Here is a 16,633-nt window from a genome sequence, read left to right on the forward strand (position 1 = left end):
AATGACAACAATTACAAAACGACAAATTATGGATAAGGAAGCGCCAAACCGTTCAACAGGCATTGTGAACGGGCGCTCTTCTAACATTTTAAACTGGGATGATGTACGTTTTAGCTGGGCTTATCCTAAGTATAAAAAAATGCTGGGCAACTTCTGGACACCATTTGAAATTAATATGAGCAATGACGTGAAGCAGTTCTCTGGGCTATCGCCAGATGAACAGGAATCCTTTTTAAAAATCATTGGCTTATTAGCATTATTGGACAGTGTGCAAACCGATTTTGCAGGGAAAGTAGCGGATTATTTAACAGATTCAAGCCTAAATGCATTAATGATTATTTTAGCGCAACAAGAGGTTATTCATAATCACTCTTATTCTTATGTGTTATCAAGTATTGTGAACAAAGATGAGCAGGATCGTACGTTTGACTTTTGGCGTACAGAGCCAGTGTTAGAGCGACGTAATGACTTCGTAATTAAAGGCTACCGCGCATTTTCAGAGGAACCAACTGTTGAAAATATGTTAGAAGCGATTGTTTATGATGTTATTTTGGAAGGTCTATTCTTCTATTCGGGCTTCGCGTTCTTCTATCATTTAGCACGCAATCAAAAAATGGTCGCAACGTCAACGATGATAAATTATATTAATCGCGATGAGCAGCTACATGTGGATTTATTTGTGAAGATTTATCAGGAGCTATTAGAGGAATATCCTCAATACGATACACCTGAACGAGCAGCTCGTGTACAAGAGATTTTCCGTGAAGCCGTTCAGCTAGAAGTCGATTGGGCCAATGAAGTGATTGGCGATAAAGTTGATGGCCTCGATGTGGAAGATGTGCATGATTATGTACATTTCTATGCGAACGTACGCTGTAATCAGCTTGGCGTGGAGCGCCCGTTTGAAGGCTATCGCAAAAATCCATTGAAATGGGTGAAAGCGTATGAGGATGTTGACTTAGGAAAAACAGATTTCTTCGAGCAACGTTCTCGCCAATATGTGAAGGTCAATGTAGAAGATAACGGGTTTGATGATTTGTAACAAACTTTAGAGTCAAAACAGCCATGTTAGCGTGATTCATGCTAACATGGCTTTTCTCTAGTTATTCAAAAAAATCGTCTTCGAAAAATGGTGGAATACCAGCTTCCCTTAAAAAGTATTTGTATTCAGTAGGGTTGTCTAAAAGTGATTTATTGGGAAGTAATACTTCATCTCTTAATCGTTGAACGAGTTGAGCATCTAATTCGGGAAACCATTTTTCGTAAGGTACTTTTCTTTCTACTTCAATAGAAATTAAAAAATCAATAATATATTCAAACATCACAGGGAAATCTTGTTTTATTTGTTGATGATGAGTAACGATGGCTTCGATGTAATTATTCAATTCATGAAATGGTTCATTTGGATTATATCCACGTAAATATTTTCGGTCGTGCTGTGGAATAAAAGTAAAGCCACTAAGAGCATGCCATGCACCGAGCATTACTGTAAAAGCTGCAAGAGCACATCTCCGTGTTTCTAAATCTCGATCATTAAAAAAGCGATAATATTCATCATACTCAAAACCACTACTAGTATAAAAACCTCCAATACCAAAACCTTTAAGACCCTCTGTTACTTTTTCTACGATAGATTTTGTAGTAGGCTGTAATGGCTGATTTTTATCAATTGTGATAATTTCATCGCTACTAGAATCTAATCGACTACCTAAATAAGTAATTGTTCGATAGTGCTTTAATATATCTTGATTAGTTGTCGTAAAAGCGAGGTTGCCAATTAAGAAACCCATTGCATCAGCATGGTCTCCTAAGTTATATAATGCCATCGCGTAAAATATTTTCATTTGTTCTTTTTTAGGAAATTTACGCATTGCTTCTTGGTATAGCTTTTTCGCCTCTAAAAAGCGTTCGTGCGTTCGATAAATGCTTCCTAATTTGATGAATGCATCCTCTAGTTCGCAATCAGTTAAGCCCAATTCAATCGCTTGCTCATAAAATGGCATTGCCTTTGTTTCTTCAGCTAAAATATCAAAGCTTCGTGCACATTGATAGTGGAGAGAAGGATTGAGTGGATCAATTGATAATAATGTCAAAAACATTTCTTTCGATTCTTGTAGTTTCCCTTGTCTTCGTAGATGTAATGCACTATGTATAGTGTTTTCCATGAATCATCCTCGTCTCTGCTTTAATTTAAGGGTTGGACAGCCCTTAGGAAATGCTCAGTCGGAATGGTATACAATCTCAAGTTATGATGAGCTAATTATTACCTATAATCATTATACTGGAAAAAGGGTTTAAAAAACCCTTTTTTAGCCAGAAGTTCATTTACATAATTAAACGTTTCCCGAATATTACGAGACGCGAAAAATTAATTACCACTTGAGAATGATTTTCAGTTATAATTAAGATGTGAACGAAAAGAACGGAGACGAAAGAATGCAGGCAATTAAACAGTTAGGAGGGTATTTAGGACCCTATAAATTTTTTACCTTGATAGCACCACTATTAATGGTACTCGAGGTGACGATGGATTTACTACAGCCGACTATTATGCAGCATATGATCGATACGGGGATTGCGAATGGTGACAATCCGTATGTGCTGAAAATGTTCGTCTGGATGCTAATGAGTGCGGTATTCGGACTTGTTGGTGGGATAGGCTGTTCCTATTATAGTTCAAAGGCAGCCATTCATTTTGCATCGGATGTGCGTCAGTCACTTTATGAAAAAATGATGACTTATTCTGCAAAGGAACGTGACGCTTTTACAACAGGGAAGCTTATTACGATTTTAACGAGTGATGTGGAAAGTGTTCAGCGCGCGTTTATGATGACATTGCGTATTTTTGTACGTGGTCCTTTATTATTTATTGGGGCCGTAATTATTGTTTTTGTGACAGCACGTGAGCTATTTTCTATACTTCTTATTATTGTACCGCTATTGATTATTGCGATGTACTTTTTCACAAAGTATTCTGGTGTATTGTATCGACGAGTGCAGGAAGCAATTGATGGTGTGAATACGAAGCTTCAGGAAAATTTAGCAGGGATTCGTGTTGTGAAGGCGTTCCGTCGTGAAACGCAACAGATTGAACAATTTAGTGGGCTTAATGATACGTTGACGAAGCGTTTTATTACAGCCGAGCAAATTGTTGGTGTGCTTGTGCCGTTTACGATGTTTGTTGTCAATCTAGGGATTGTAGCAGCTCTTTGGCTAGGCGCCATTAAAGTAGAAGCTGGTACATTAAAGGTTGGGGTCATTCTCGCTTTTATTAACTATTTAACGATTATCCTAAATGGATTGATGACTTCTAGTATGGTGCTGATGCAAATTGCGCGTGCTATTCCTTCAGGGGAGCGTATCGTAGATGTCTTAAATAAAGAAGTAGCGGTCAAGGAAGCGGAAAATGCACTTACCGCACCAATACAAGGAGCGATTGACTTTCAAAATGTGAGCTATCGTTATTACGAATCGGCAGAGGATGTGCTGAAAAACATTACGTTTTCCGTGAAACCGGGGCAAACGGTAGGTCTGATCGGAAAAACAGGTAGTGGGAAATCAACGCTAGTGAAGCTATTACCACGTTTATTTGATCCAACATGTGGAGAAATCTACATAGATGGCAAGCCTCTAAAGGATTATGCATTATCCACTTTACGCAAACATATTGGTTATACATCACAAAAAGCATTACTGTTCTCGGGCGCAATTGACCAAAATATCCGTCTTGGTAAGGAGGATGCAACGTCTGTAGAATTACAGCAAGCTCTTGAGGCAGCATGTGCCACTGAATTTGTGGGCCGACTGGATAAAGGTTTAGCGCATGAACTTTCGCAGGGGGCAACCAATCTTTCGGGCGGTCAAAAGCAGCGACTAGCATTAACACGTGCACTCGTAAGACAGCCTGCCATTTTAGTGCTGGATGACACAACATCAGCTCTGGATAGCGCCTCTGAAAAACATGTCCAACAAGCAATTAGTCATCAATATAATGACACAACGACATTTATCGTAGCGTCTAAAATCGCTTCTATTCAACAGGCAGACCTGATTCTAGTATTGGGTGACGGCGAAATTGTTGGACAAGGCACACATCAACAATTATTACAGAATAATGAATTCTACCAAGCAATTTACGCTTCACAGCAAAAGGCTGGTGTACACCAATGAGTCAAAGTCAACCAAAGCAAATGAATTTTGGACGCGGACCACGTATGGCTGGGCCAGCTGAAAAGGCTAGAAATCAAAAAGCCACGATCAATCGTGTTTGGCAATATGTGAAACAACAAAAAACAGGGCTATATTTCTCTATAGTCTTTGTCATAGCTTCTACATTTTTAAGCTTAGCAGGACCGTACTTAATCGGACATATCGTTGATGAATACATTATGAAAAAGGACGTTGCTGGTACAATTCGGCTAGGAATTGTTTTAGGGGTTATCTATACAGCAGCATCTATTTTTACATGGCTACAAACATATGTCATGATTCATGTAGCGATGAAAACAATTCGCACATTACGACTTGAACTTTTTAAGAAGCTACAAATGTTAAGGCTGAAATTTTTCGATCAGCGAGCACTCGGTGATTTAATGAGCCGTGTAACAAATGATATCGATAATTTAAATACGGCACTTGCACAAAGTGTGACACAAATTGTATCGTCAATTTTAACGGTAATCGGTGTGAGTATTGCTATGTTCTCACTAAGTTGGCAGCTAGCAATCGTGACGCTAATCATTATTCCATTAATTGTTTTTACGACGAAGCAAATTGTTAAGCGTAGTAGTAAAAACTATGCGGCCCGTCAACGGGATTTAGGAAAGCTGAACGGTTATATTGAGGAAATGATTACGGGAGCAGAGGTTGTGACGCTTTTTGGGACAGAACAGCAAACGATTGAGACGTTCCATAAGCACAACGAAAATCTTCGAAACTCGGCACAACGAGCAGAAATTACCTCAGGTCTTCTAGGTCCCATTAATAATTTTATGAATAACTTAGGTTTAACTGTTGTCATTGGCACAGGGGCGTTTTTGGCGGTAAAAGGGATCGTGTCAGTAGGGGTTATTGCCGCATTTGTCACGTATACTCGTCAATTTTTCCGTCCATTGAATCAACTATCAAATCTTTTGAATACCTTCCAGTCGGCGATTGCAGGTGCAGAACGAGTCTTTGAAATATTAGATGAACCATCGGAATCAGCTGATAAAAAGCATGCCATTGATTGCCAACGTCTGAAAGGGGATGTGACATTTAAAAATGTTTCCTTTAGCTATTTGCCAGAGAAGCCAGTATTGAAAAATATTAGTTTCCAAGCCAAGAAGGGTGAAACCATTGCTCTTGTTGGTCCAACGGGATCAGGGAAAACAACGATTATCAATTTGTTAACTCGTTTTTATGATGTTGATGCTGGAGAAATTTTGATTGATGGTCATCCTATCGAGGATTATAAAATGGCCACAATTCGTCAAAGAGTGGGTGTCGTCTTACAAGATACGTATTTATTCTCTGGGACGATTCGTGAAAATATTCGTTTCGGCAAACTTGATGCTACAGATGAAGAGGTGGAAGAAGCGGCGAAAATCGCGAATGCTCATAATTTTATTAAACATTTACCAGCGCAATATGATACACCTGTGCAGGTAGGTGGGGCAAACTTAAGTCAAGGTCAGCGACAATTGCTGGCAATTGCCCGGGAAATTCTTGAAAATTCAGACATTTTAATTTTAGACGAAGCTACATCGAGTGTAGATACGCAAACAGAAGTTGATATTCAAAAGGGGCTCCAGCATTTAATGCATGGGCGCACAAGCTTTGTTATTGCACATCGTCTAAAAACAATCGAAAACGCTGACCAAATTCTTGTGATTCAACAAGGTAAAATTGTGGAGCAAGGAAATCACCAGCAGCTCATGCAAAAACAAGGCATTTATAGTAACCTGCAGCAAAAACTTTTGCTGGAACAAGCGGAATAACATATAGAAGGCTGTCTAGTAAGTATTTTAAATACTTATTAGGCAGTTTTTTTTCTACAAAAAATTAATTAGAAATTTATTTTTATTGTTTATCGTTTTCATTATCAACTGAGAGGGGAATTTTATGAAAAAAATATTTAAGAAAATAGTTATCTACTTTATTGCAGTTATACTTATTGGACTAGTGGCGATATTCAGCTATCATCGATATCAGCTTAGTAAGGAATCCAAACTTTTAGATACTAATGGAACACTTGTTGAGGTCGATCATCAAAAAATCAATGTTTACACGGAGGGGGATGGTCAGGATACTTATGTGTTTATGGCAGGCTCAGGGGTTGCGGCCCCCATTTATGAAATGAAAGGGTTGTATAGTCAATTTTCTCAAGGACATAAGATTGCTGTTGTTGAAAGAGCGGGGTATGGCTATAGCGATGTTTCAAAAGACGAACGAGATATGGATACAGTATTAGCACAGACGAGAGAGGCGCTCCTGAAAAGTGGCAATAAACCTCCTTATATATTAGTACCACACTCTATTTCAGGTGTTGAAGCGATTTATTGGGCACAAAAATATCCTAAAGAAATTAAGGGGATAATTGCGCTTGATATAGGTTTGCCCAGTCAATATGCGGAACATAAAATGGGAGCAGTCGATTTATGGACTGTTAAAGGAATGAATTTGCTAACAAAATTGGGCATACATCGCTTAGCCCCTTCGGAAGTGTACAATCAACAAGTAATCAAACAATCATTTTTATCTGAGAAAGAAAAAGAAATTTATAAAGCATTATCCTATAAACAAATTTTTAATGATGATATGAAAAATGAGCTACTACAAGTGTACGAAAATAGTATAAAATCAGAAGAGCTTCCAAAACCAAAAGACACACCTATTTTATTAATAGATGCTATTGCTGAACAAAATAAAGATTCGAAATTTACGAAGTATCATAGCCAGAAATATGCGGAATTTGCCGAACAAATTAACATTGCGGATGTGAAAGAGTTAAGTGGTACGCATAGTATCTATTTATATAAACCAGAGGAGATTTATAGGCTTGCTATAGATTTTATGAAGACTAAAGTTGACAACAAGGAAAGGTCGAGGGAATGAAAGGATTTACGATTTTAATAGTAGAAGACGACCCAATGATTGGTGATTTGATGCAAAAAATACTACAACGCGAAGGCTATGACGTTGTATGGAAAACAGATGGACGAGACATGATGACAATCGTCCATCAAATCGATTTAGTTATAATGGACATTATGCTCCCAGGGGAAGATGGCTATCAGCTGACAAAGAACATTAAAAGTCTAGGCTTAAATATTCCCATTATTTTTTTATCTGCTCGCGCTGATATTGAGAGCAAGCTGCAAGGGTTAACAGTTGGGGAGGACTATATGACAAAACCATTTGATCCAAGAGAGCTTCTTCTAAGAATAAAGAAAATGCTCGAGCAGCAATATGGAACATTCACGCAAATTCAGCATCTATTGATTGATGCAGAGCATCGTAAATTATTTAAAAATAATATACATGATGAAATAGCATTAACTGCGATCGAACGTAAAATCTTCTTTTATTTATTTGACAACAAGGATAGGGTCTTATCGAAAGATCATTTTTTTGACTATTTATGGCCACTTGAAGATCGCAATCAAAATATCATCAATGTTCACATCAAAAAGATCCGAACGAAAATCAATGATCCATCGGGTACTATCCTACAAAATATTTACGGAGAAGGGTATCGATTAAATACCTACATAAAGAAATGACTTTAAAAACAAAATATCGATTATTATTATTTACGGCCATCATCAGTGTTCCAATTGTCCTGTTAGGGATCAGTGTGTCGATGTCTATTGTGTACGAATTCGCTTTTAAAACTAGAAATAAAGGCACTCCATTCCATGAATCTTTCGCCTATCCAACGATGCTGATTGTATTCTTCCTTTCCTTATGTTTGCTAGCATATTTATTTTCGAAATCGATCAATTCATTACTGACGAAAATAAATATGCTCAACAAAACAATTCGTGACTTAGCGAGTAATGAAAGTACACCGAGTACATTAGAGGTCGGCAGTGAAGATGAAATTGGGCAGTTAATTCAGTCGGTGAATTTACTAATTGAGCGAACTACTTATCGGGAATTAGAGCTTCAACAACAGCAGAAGCTGCAAAAAGAACTACTACAAAAGCTAAGGCACGACATTAATACTCCATTAACAGCGATGCGTTTACAATTATTTTATTTAGAAGATAGCTTTAAGGATCAACCAAAATTGGTAGAGTCCTTGAATGAGCAAATTCAATACATCGCTAGCTTAACGAATGAATTGAATTGGCAATCCTTAGATACGTTGGAGAATTCTTATATTGTACAGGAAGAAGTGCAACTCACGATATTATTTGAAATGATGATCAAAAAGTGGAGCTATCTATATCGAATGCAAAACATTGAATTAATCTATCATCAGGAGGATAGTCCTGTAACGTGGACAAGTAATGAACTATGGCTACAACGAATGTTCGATAATGTATTCCAGAACACCTTGAAACATTCAAAAGCTACAAAGCTTGAGATCACGATTAAAGATAATAAGGTTTTCATGACTGACGATGGTACTGGCTTTAAACCAAATCTCAGCGGACAAGGTCTGGGGTTGAAGATAATTGAGGATATCGCTAGAATTCTTCAAGTAAACTATTCCCTCCATTCAAATGAAGAAGGAACTAAAGTTAATTTTTCTTTAAATAAGCTAGTTAGGTGATAAATTAAAAAAGTTGGTCGATAAATTTAAAAAGTTAGGTGATAAATTAAAAAAGTTGGTCGATAAATTTAAAAAGTTAGGTGATAAATTAAAGTTGGTCGATAAATCTAAAAAGTTAGGTGATAAATTAAAAAAGTTGGTCGATAAATCTAAAAAGTTGGGTGATAAATTAAAAAAGTTAGGCGATAAAATTAAAAATTAGGGCGACAAATTCTAAAATTGTTCCGATAAATCTCGAAATTGTTCCGATAAATTAATCTAGACCCTATCAATCAAACTAGCTTTGATCGATAGGGTCTTCCAGCAATGATTCAATTACTTGTTTTAATTGAACAATAGGAGATTGTTGACTTTCGCTTTTCTTATAAATATATACAGTTTCTATTTCTTTATTTAGCTGCTGCAAATCATAATAGTAAATGTTGGCATAGTTATAAAGATCAATTAGTTTCGTATTTAACACAGCTATCGTGTTGTCTATTTGTAGAAAATCAAGGATACTACTTACCGATTTTATTTCCTTCATCGTAAAGGGCACTTGATTCTTTTTTAACCACTCCGCCATCGCCCGAGTATACATACAGCCTCTACTTAACACAAGTAGTGTAATAGGTGAACATTCGTTGAAATTAATAATATGTGAATTATTCGATATCACTTCAAATGTTTCGGTTGTAATCATGTCATAATTTAAATCAGGGTAGTGTTTAATAGGATTACTTGTCAGAGCACAATCCATTGCAGCATTATGTACTTTTTCATTTAAGGAAGTGCTGGATTCCACCGTGAAATCTACATCTAATGGTATATTATTTGTCTGTAAGGCATTCATAATGGATGCGCCATAAATTTTAATTGTTGTATGGGAAGAGCCGAAGTTAATTTTTTTATTCGTTTGTGCTAGACCAATTTCTTGTAAAAATTCATCATACTCTTGTGTAATGAGCTTTAAAAATTTTAAATAGCGAGTCCCAACATCTGTGATCTTTAAGCCTTGCGGTGTACGTTTAAACACTTCCTGACCAATTTCAGCCTCCATTTTTTTCACTTTAGAAGTTAAGGCAGATTGCGTATAATTCGTCATTTCAGCGGATTTACTAAGGTTTTGCCTCTCCAAAATTTCGATTTTTAATGTTATTTCTTCTATGTTCATGTTGTTTTTCACACACCTATAAAAATTTTTGATAGCTACTATCATTTTCCTCCATTTTACGCAGTCATAAAGCAAGCGTAAACTCAAATACGTAATAGGAATGTGTAAGAACATTGGAGGAATGTTTATGAATACATATTATAAATGGATCATCGTATTAGTAGCTACACTGTCTCAAACCGCGGCAACTTTCGTGACGTACGGCATGGGACCCATTGCTACATTTTATCAAATTGAATGGAATTTATCACCGTTACAAACAGGGTTTATCGTTTCGGCCGTTAATATTGGACCCATATTCTCGATGATACTGTTCGGCTATTTAATGGATAAAAAAGGGGAAAAGCAAATTATCGGATGGGGCTCCATTTTGCTGGGACTCTCCGCTTTACTCCTCATGTTAGTAAATAATTATGCAGTATTGTTATTTTTATTATTCATCGTCGGTGTATGGTACGGAAGTGCACAAACGGGTGGAAGCACCGCAATTGTGAAATGGTTTCCGGACAAACATCGCGGGTTGGCGATTGGCATTCGACAAACAGGGATCCCCATTGGTGGGGCACTAGCATCAGTAATTCTCACATATATGTATCATCATTACAGCCTAGCATCGGTGCATTTTATGCAGGGCATCGTAGCTATTGCTGGCGGATTGCTTTTCTTACTTATGTATCGGGAGCCTAGAATTCGCGGAAAAGTATCTGCAACCTCCGTTACTTTTAAAGAGAAGCTAGTAGCAATTAAAAATAATAAGGATTTATATCCAATCTATATTGTAGGAATCGTTATGATGTCCTTACAAATGATACTCGTTGCCCATTTCATGAGTTATTTACATGAAGAAGGGGGATATTCTTTAACACAGGCAGGGCAGTATTTAAGCCTTGTATTAATCGGTGGGATGATTGGCAGGGTAGCCATTGCTTGGATGAGTGATCAATTTTTTGCGCACAAGCGAGAATTTTTATTAATAATCGTCATGGTTTGCGCAGTAGTTCTGACTGTCCTAGTACCATTTATGCTACAAGCAAAAATGTTAATGCTGTTATGTTGTTTCTTATTAGGCTTTGTAGCACTTGGCTGGTATTCATTGTTTATCGCCTGTGTAACAGAGCAATCGAACCCAAATTATATCGGTCTAACTGTGAGTGCTGCCTTGACGTTGAATCAACTATTTATCGTCATTGCCCCTTCGTTATTTGGACTTATGGTAACGGCATTTTCAAGCTATCAATTGGCGATGGACATTGTGGCAGCCTTTGTAGCGCTGGGTGCAATAAATCTATATAAGTTTACAAAAGGTAAATTTTGTTTTATTTCCTAAATTAGGATAAAATCGTTTGGGATGTATGATTTCAGCAAACGGAGGAATGCGATGATGGATCAAGAAAAAAGTTCGGTTTGGATTGATGCAAGTATTGCGACAGTTTGGCGAGCTGTCACCGAGGAACAGCTGCTGATGCAATGGTACGCCCTTGATTCAACTTGGGAAATTCCAAAATTAGAGGCAGGAGCGGAGGTCATTTTCACGTTACTACCGAATGATCATAATCAGCTTGTAGAAAAATTGCCGATGGTGTTAACGATAAAAAATGTAACGCCGAATCGAGAGTTTTCGTTTTACTTAGGTATTGAAGAAACACTCATCGCTATTGTCTTAGAGGAAGAACAAAATGGCACCGTGGTTACATTTAATTCGAGCGGCTACGAGGCTTCTCTCGCTAACTTAAAAGCTTTAGTGGAGAGTGATATCCTTTAATATATAAGTTTCATGAAGAAATTGATTTTTTCATGAAACTTTTTCGTTGTTCATCAGTCTAACTGTAAATGCTTTAGTGGGGGCGAGCAAAATGTTAAAAGAACAGAAAGACGCTCACTTATCTAGTGTTATGACAATGTATGGAGATTATTTATTACGAGTTTGCTATACATATGTACAAGATTGGACAGTGGCTGAGGATCTGGTCCAAGACACATTTGTTAAATACTATGAAAAAATGGAGCAATTTCGTGAAGAAGCATCCGTCAAAACTTATTTATATCGAATTGCGATCAATAAATGCCATAGTTATCTTTCAAGCTGGCGCTATAAAAAAATACAAGTGATTGACTATTGGAGCAAATTAAAGAGCCTATCCGATAATCCTGAAGAGGAAGTATTGATGGGAGAGACGGATGCATTGCTAGTGGCAGCAATTGAAAAACTTCCAACGAAATATAAAGATGTACTATTGCTATTTCATTTTGCAGAGTTTTCCTTAAAGGACGTTGCAGAAGTGCTAAAGCTGCCAACAAATACGGTGAAAACACGTTTAAGACGAGCGCGTCAAATGGTCGGCATCACGCTATTGGAGGAGGGGTTCGAATATGGATCAGATTCGTAATGCCATCAACGAAATGTATAAGGAAGGCAAATTCTCTCATGAAAATCATGTAATAACATTTCAAAAAATCAATCAAAAAACGAAGAAGCAAACGCCAATAGTGCCAGTTATCTTAACAGTAGTTGTATCAGCTTGTCTGATCATTGGCTTAAAGATGATGCTTTTCCAACATGATATCCAATCAACAACATCGACGGTTATCGATTCAAATTTCTATCCAGAAAAGTCGGGAAGGGTGAAAGACTATAGCAACTTAACACGACCATGGATGGTAGCAGGATTAGTGAGTTCTCTGTTCTTATTTATTTTTGCGATAGTAGCATTTTTGAAAAATTGGTTTTGGCGCGTACTACTATGTATTGTCATTATAATTGCTATTTTAGGGAATATGTCTGAACGAATCGGCTATCGCGTTTATGTACAAAATGAAGCAGAAATTCAAAATGTTATAAAGTGGATACCATTCCCTGATGATGTAAAAATGAATGATACAATGACGATTCGTCAGTATAGAATTGGTTATTTTTCAAAGGATTCTTTTCGAGGCATTTTAATCTTTAAGCATGATGGAAAAGGCTATGTAATGGATCAATTTATACAGAGCAAATTAGATACCATGAATGCAATTTATTTGAAAGACATCCACCATATTGTTATACCATTAGTTGAAAATCATAACATTGAAAAATTAATAATAGACACTGGGGCCGAGCGTATTGAGAAAGCAGTTGATTCGAATGATGCGCAATTAATAGCAGTGCCTCTAAAATCAGAAATAGCTACTTCTCAAATGCTGATACATGCAATGGATCATGAAGGAAAGACTTCTATTCTCTATAATGAGTCACGTATTTTCACCTATTAACAGCTACCCCGTATGAATATGATGTTTTCATACGGGTTCATTTTTGACATTTCCATGGAAGGAGTTCTCACTAAGTCTTAGGTCTTAGACGGATTTAAAGCGGAGGGTCGTTTTTATAAATGAAAATTCCTATATAATGAATTTATTGGAATATTATATAGTGGGAGGAATTACATTGAAAAAATTTATCGGACTTGGTTTGGTTATAGGTGCCTCATTAATTGCGCTATCGGGGTGCAACTCAGTCATACCAGGTAAAACCAAAGATGAAACGATCCTAGTCGAAAAGGATAAAGCAGAAAAGTTAGATGTTGAATTAAATCTTGGCATTGGACAAATAACAGTAGAAAAAGGTGCCAAGGATTGGGTGGAAGGTACAGCTCAATATAATATTGAAAAACTTGCTCCAAAATTAAAATATGACTTACGCGGCAAGACAGGTAAAGTATCGATTGACCATAAAGGCTCAACTAGCGTGCGTTTGGGGAAAATAAAAAATATATGGGATATTAAACTAAATGAAGATATTCCAATGGATCTCTCCATCGAAACGGGCGCTTCGGATGCAGAGTTAGACTTACAAGGTTTGCAGCTAGAAAATTTAGATATTAACACGGGTGTTGGCGATCTTAAAGTGAATTTAGGTGGAGATTGGAAAAAAAGCTTCGAAACGAATATTGAAACAGGTGTCGGGCAAACTACGGTCATTTTACCATCAGAGGTAGGGGTAAAGCTTACGACAGAAAAAGGTATCGGCTCATCCAATATAGAAGGCCTCATTTCTAAAGGCAAAGGGGTTTATGTAAACGAAGCGTATGACAAAGCAGATGTAAAAATAGAGGTCAACTCAGAAATCGGAGTAGGCGACATTACCTTCAAATTGGATAAATAAAGGGAAATTTAGTAGGCTACTTGAGATGAGTAGTCTACATTTTTTTTTAGTAGAAACATAGAAGTCGGATAGATCGGTCAAAGTCGTGGATAGGACGATTAAAATCGTGGACAGAATATGCAAAACTGTGGATAGAACAATTAATTTCGTGGATAGACCGAATAATATGCACGATAGAAGAGCCGAAGTGACGGATTGACTGTCTCCAGAAAACTTTGTTTAAAAAAATTTATCAAAATGAAACCTTTTGATAGAGTTATTGACTCTAAGTATTGAAAGGAGGAACGGCATGGAACATGACTTATCGATCGTTAAACAGGCAATTGCAGGGAGTAAAGAAGCGTTTGAGCAGCTGCTCATTCTAGAAGAAGAAAAATTATTTTATACCGCGCTTTCTTATGTTGGCCAAAAAGAGGATGCATTAGATGCAATTCAAGAAGCAGCGTGTAAAGCATATTTAACCGTTCATCAGCTAAAGCATCCTGAATTTTTTTCTACATGGCTGTTTCGTATTTTAATACATGAGTGCTACCGTTTACTAAAAAAGGGGCAGAAAATCATTCCTTATGAAGAAAGTGAATTATTAAATCGTTTACAGGAGCAAGAAAATGTTGTGGCGAATCCAATTGATTTATCGGATGCTATTCAGAATTTGAATCATTCACAGCAAATGGCTATCATTTTATTTTATTATCGAGATTTGCCGATTAAAGAAATATCAGAAGTAATGGAAAAGCCAGTTAGCACGATTAAAACGTATTTGCATCGTGGGAAAAAACAATTAAAGCGAGAATTAGAAAGGAGTGCAACGTTCAATGAAAAAGCCATTTAATGTAAAAGGTACTCTTCCGGAATTCCCGAAAGATGAGGTAAGAGCAGCAATTTCCAAAGGAATCCAACAAGCAGAGGAGCAAATAAATATGACGCAAGCCCCTATTCAAATGAAAAGAAAAAGCAAGCGTAAACCATTATTATATGTAGCGAGTGCCGCGGCCGCATTCAGTATAATGATTGGTTCCGCTGCCTATGTGTCGCCAACATTCGCAAGCACATTATCACAACTACCAATCGTTGGTTCGGTATTCAGTAATTCGGAATTACCTGGCTTAAAACAGGCAAGTGAACAAGGGTTAACAAGCACTATTGGAGAAAAGCATACAATTAACGGTATTTCCGTAACAGTAGATGAAGTCCTTTATGACGCGTCTATTATAACGGTAGGACTGACATTTGAATCTGAAAAGAAATTAAGTGATTATTACTTCGGGGCAGGACCGAACTTTACTATTAATGGTAAAAACCCTAAAGTGAGCTCTGGTGGCTACGGTGAAAAAGATTTAAGTCCAACGGTCCGTACAGGCATCGCAAGATTTGAAGTGAAGGAGGACATGCCGGACTCCTTTGAAGTGGGCTTAACGTTAGAAGGGAAAGAAGGGGAAAAATGGGCATTTTCAGTTCCTGTTAAAAAGATTACGAATATTATAGATGTTCCTGTACATCATCACCAACAAGCAGAGGGCATTCAACTGGATGTATCCAAAATTTCGTTAAGCCCATCAGGTATTGCACTTGATTATAAAGCTACTGAAAAGGGGACGATTGATAATCCGAAAGTAGGTGCATCCTTTATAGAGTTCCGTATGACCGATCAGAATGGCAAGGAGATTACTTCGCATTCTGGTGGGGGAGAAGGTCATTTCGACAATGGTGTTTGGAACTTTAGTAGTACCAAATCCTTTGACCCGATTTCAGACGATGTTCAAAAATTAATGATTACACCGTATTTAGTGATTCCAACAGGTGGAGGCGGTGTACAAGTTGATACAAACGGCGTAGAAACAAAAATTCCATTTAAGAAACCAACTGTGAAAGAAGTGAAGTTCCAACCATTCACAGTGGATGTACCTAAGCAAACTAAATAAATATTCAAGCGTCAAATACAACCTTTGTATTTGGCGCTTATTTTATGTTAGTTTATAGGAAGGATTGAATGAAGGAGCGAACGGATTGAAGATTTATACATACAAACAACCAGCGGCCATTGAGTCAACAGAGTCAGTCGCCATTTTAAATGAAGCAGGGGAAGTATCATCTACTGTTCAGCGTGTTTATTCGAATGGATTGAAAAAGGCGTTTGACCGCACGATGGACTATCGCTATTTTGTACGTTTTGATGTCAGTGATGGCGTTGGTCAGCCGCTTTTCACATGTAAGAAGATGTCGCGTCGTGGGCGAGTGCATTTTAAAGGGAAGGATTTCGTCACAGGAAAAGACTATATGATTGCCTATGATGGCTGGCAAATTATGATCCCTGACTTAATCATCACGGATGGCGTCCAACAAATAAAACTAAATAAAGAAATGGAAGACTGGTCTGTATTTACGCTAGATGATCAACCGATTGCACGCTGGCAGGCTATTTTTCGTGAGACACATTTTGAGATTACGCTACAAATTGAGGAAAACAGCCCAATACAACATGAAGCCTTTTTTATTGCGATCGGACAAGCAGTTTTGTTTGTAGGAGCGTAGATTTCGATAAATCTGAAAAACTATCCGATAAACGGAGAAAGTT

At 37.3% G+C, this 16,633-nt stretch carries 17 protein-coding genes; 15 read left to right on the plus strand and 2 right to left on the minus strand.

What is annotated here, in order from left to right; all coding sequences use genetic code 11:
* Position 1: 1 nt before the first annotated feature.
* Positions 2-1,042 (plus strand): ribonucleotide-diphosphate reductase subunit beta, encoded by a 1,041-nt coding sequence (locus MWJ95_RS03685; protein WP_249072355.1) that lies wholly within the window; start codon positions 2-4, stop codon positions 1,040-1,042.
* 61 nt (positions 1,043-1,103) lie between these two features.
* On the opposite strand, the gene MWJ95_RS03690 is transcribed toward MWJ95_RS03685, so the two are convergent.
* Positions 1,104-2,165 (minus strand): tetratricopeptide repeat protein, encoded by a 1,062-nt coding sequence (locus tag MWJ95_RS03690; RefSeq protein WP_249104343.1) that lies wholly within the window; start codon positions 2,163-2,165, stop codon positions 1,104-1,106.
* 271 nt (positions 2,166-2,436) lie between these two features.
* On the opposite strand from MWJ95_RS03690, the gene MWJ95_RS03695 reads away from it, so the two are divergent.
* From MWJ95_RS03695 to MWJ95_RS03720, 6 genes are all read left to right on the plus strand, one after another.
* Positions 2,437-4,170 carry an ABC transporter ATP-binding protein gene (locus MWJ95_RS03695; RefSeq protein ID WP_249104345.1) on the plus strand — a complete coding sequence of 578 codons (1,734 nt, stop codon included), beginning with the start codon at positions 2,437-2,439 and terminating at the stop codon, positions 4,168-4,170.
* Positions 4,167-5,978 carry an ABC transporter ATP-binding protein gene (locus MWJ95_RS03700; protein WP_249104346.1) on the plus strand — a complete coding sequence of 604 codons (1,812 nt, stop codon included), beginning with the start codon at positions 4,167-4,169 and terminating at the stop codon, positions 5,976-5,978. The genes MWJ95_RS03695 and MWJ95_RS03700 overlap by 4 nt, the downstream gene beginning before the upstream one ends.
* 124 nt (positions 5,979-6,102) lie before the next feature.
* Complete coding sequence (locus MWJ95_RS03705; RefSeq protein ID WP_249104348.1) at positions 6,103-7,095, plus strand: alpha/beta fold hydrolase; 993 nt, start codon at positions 6,103-6,105, stop codon at positions 7,093-7,095.
* Positions 7,092-7,763, plus strand: coding sequence for a response regulator transcription factor (locus MWJ95_RS03710; RefSeq protein ID WP_249104351.1), 672 nt, complete (start codon positions 7,092-7,094; stop codon positions 7,761-7,763). The genes MWJ95_RS03705 and MWJ95_RS03710 overlap by 4 nt, the downstream gene beginning before the upstream one ends.
* Entirely contained in the window at positions 7,760-8,761 is a 1,002-nt protein-coding gene (locus tag MWJ95_RS03715; protein ID WP_249104352.1) for a sensor histidine kinase, read from the plus strand. The genes MWJ95_RS03710 and MWJ95_RS03715 overlap by 4 nt, the downstream gene beginning before the upstream one ends.
* Before the next feature lie 13 nt (positions 8,762-8,774).
* Positions 8,775-8,963 carry a hypothetical protein gene (locus tag MWJ95_RS03720; RefSeq protein ID WP_249104354.1) on the plus strand — a complete coding sequence of 63 codons (189 nt, stop codon included), beginning with the start codon at positions 8,775-8,777 and terminating at the stop codon, positions 8,961-8,963.
* A gap of 75 nt (positions 8,964-9,038) precedes the next feature.
* Here the strand turns inward: MWJ95_RS03720 and MWJ95_RS03725 are convergent, their stop codons facing one another.
* Positions 9,039-9,914, minus strand: a complete 876-nt coding sequence (locus MWJ95_RS03725) for a LysR family transcriptional regulator (protein ID WP_249104356.1) — start codon at positions 9,912-9,914, stop codon at positions 9,039-9,041.
* Between the two features lie 127 nt (positions 9,915-10,041).
* Between MWJ95_RS03725 and MWJ95_RS03730 the strand changes: the two genes are divergently transcribed.
* From MWJ95_RS03730 to MWJ95_RS03765, 8 genes are all read left to right on the plus strand, one after another.
* Complete coding sequence (locus MWJ95_RS03730) at positions 10,042-11,241, plus strand: MFS transporter (RefSeq protein ID WP_249104357.1); 1,200 nt, start codon at positions 10,042-10,044, stop codon at positions 11,239-11,241.
* 51 nt (positions 11,242-11,292) lie between these two features.
* A complete protein-coding gene (locus tag MWJ95_RS03735) occupies positions 11,293-11,676 on the plus strand; it encodes an SRPBCC family protein (protein ID WP_249072365.1) in 384 nt (127 codons plus the stop codon).
* 91 nt (positions 11,677-11,767) lie between these two features.
* Positions 11,768-12,301 carry a sigma-70 family RNA polymerase sigma factor gene (locus MWJ95_RS03740; RefSeq protein WP_249104359.1) on the plus strand — a complete coding sequence of 178 codons (534 nt, stop codon included), beginning with the start codon at positions 11,768-11,770 and terminating at the stop codon, positions 12,299-12,301.
* Complete coding sequence (locus tag MWJ95_RS03745; RefSeq protein ID WP_249072367.1) at positions 12,285-13,166, plus strand: hypothetical protein; 882 nt, start codon at positions 12,285-12,287, stop codon at positions 13,164-13,166. The genes MWJ95_RS03740 and MWJ95_RS03745 overlap by 17 nt, the downstream gene beginning before the upstream one ends.
* A 175-nt stretch (positions 13,167-13,341) precedes the next feature.
* A complete protein-coding gene (locus tag MWJ95_RS03750; RefSeq protein WP_249104361.1) occupies positions 13,342-14,058 on the plus strand; it encodes a toast rack family protein in 717 nt (238 codons plus the stop codon).
* A 289-nt stretch (positions 14,059-14,347) separates the two neighbouring features.
* A complete protein-coding gene (locus tag MWJ95_RS03755) occupies positions 14,348-14,890 on the plus strand; it encodes a sigma-70 family RNA polymerase sigma factor (RefSeq protein WP_249104365.1) in 543 nt (180 codons plus the stop codon).
* Complete coding sequence (locus tag MWJ95_RS03760) at positions 14,874-15,980, plus strand: DUF4179 domain-containing protein (RefSeq protein WP_249104367.1); 1,107 nt, start codon at positions 14,874-14,876, stop codon at positions 15,978-15,980. The genes MWJ95_RS03755 and MWJ95_RS03760 overlap by 17 nt, the downstream gene beginning before the upstream one ends.
* An 85-nt stretch (positions 15,981-16,065) precedes the next feature.
* Entirely contained in the window at positions 16,066-16,590 is a 525-nt protein-coding gene (locus MWJ95_RS03765) for a tubby C-terminal domain-like protein (protein WP_249072371.1), read from the plus strand.
* Positions 16,591-16,633: the final 43 nt, after the last annotated feature.

Origin of the sequence: Lysinibacillus sp. Bpr_S20 (assembly GCF_023337835.1) — a bacterium.
Taxonomy (GTDB): Bacteria; Bacillota; Bacilli; order Bacillales_A; family Planococcaceae; genus Lysinibacillus.

What these genes read in the sequence shown, in the direction of transcription:
- MWJ95_RS03685 (WP_249072355.1), top strand. Translation starts at nt 2, where the DNA reads ATGACAACAATTACAAAACGACAAATTATGGATAAGGAAGCGCCAAAC.
- MWJ95_RS03690 (WP_249104343.1), bottom strand. Translation starts at nt 2,165, where the DNA reads ATGGAAAACACTATACATAGTGCATTACATCTACGAAGACAAGGGAAA.
- MWJ95_RS03695 (WP_249104345.1), top strand. Translation starts at nt 2,437, where the DNA reads ATGCAGGCAATTAAACAGTTAGGAGGGTATTTAGGACCCTATAAATTT.
- MWJ95_RS03700 (WP_249104346.1), top strand. Translation starts at nt 4,167, where the DNA reads ATGAGTCAAAGTCAACCAAAGCAAATGAATTTTGGACGCGGACCACGT.
- MWJ95_RS03705 (WP_249104348.1), top strand. Translation starts at nt 6,103, where the DNA reads ATGAAAAAAATATTTAAGAAAATAGTTATCTACTTTATTGCAGTTATA.
- MWJ95_RS03710 (WP_249104351.1), top strand. Translation starts at nt 7,092, where the DNA reads ATGAAAGGATTTACGATTTTAATAGTAGAAGACGACCCAATGATTGGT.
- MWJ95_RS03715 (WP_249104352.1), top strand. Translation starts at nt 7,760, where the DNA reads ATGACTTTAAAAACAAAATATCGATTATTATTATTTACGGCCATCATC.
- MWJ95_RS03725 (WP_249104356.1), bottom strand. Translation starts at nt 9,914, where the DNA reads ATGAACATAGAAGAAATAACATTAAAAATCGAAATTTTGGAGAGGCAA.
- MWJ95_RS03730 (WP_249104357.1), top strand. Translation starts at nt 10,042, where the DNA reads ATGAATACATATTATAAATGGATCATCGTATTAGTAGCTACACTGTCT.
- MWJ95_RS03735 (WP_249072365.1), top strand. Translation starts at nt 11,293, where the DNA reads ATGATGGATCAAGAAAAAAGTTCGGTTTGGATTGATGCAAGTATTGCG.
- MWJ95_RS03740 (WP_249104359.1), top strand. Translation starts at nt 11,768, where the DNA reads ATGTTAAAAGAACAGAAAGACGCTCACTTATCTAGTGTTATGACAATG.
- MWJ95_RS03745 (WP_249072367.1), top strand. Translation starts at nt 12,285, where the DNA reads ATGGATCAGATTCGTAATGCCATCAACGAAATGTATAAGGAAGGCAAA.
- MWJ95_RS03755 (WP_249104365.1), top strand. Translation starts at nt 14,348, where the DNA reads ATGGAACATGACTTATCGATCGTTAAACAGGCAATTGCAGGGAGTAAA.
- MWJ95_RS03760 (WP_249104367.1), top strand. Translation starts at nt 14,874, where the DNA reads ATGAAAAAGCCATTTAATGTAAAAGGTACTCTTCCGGAATTCCCGAAA.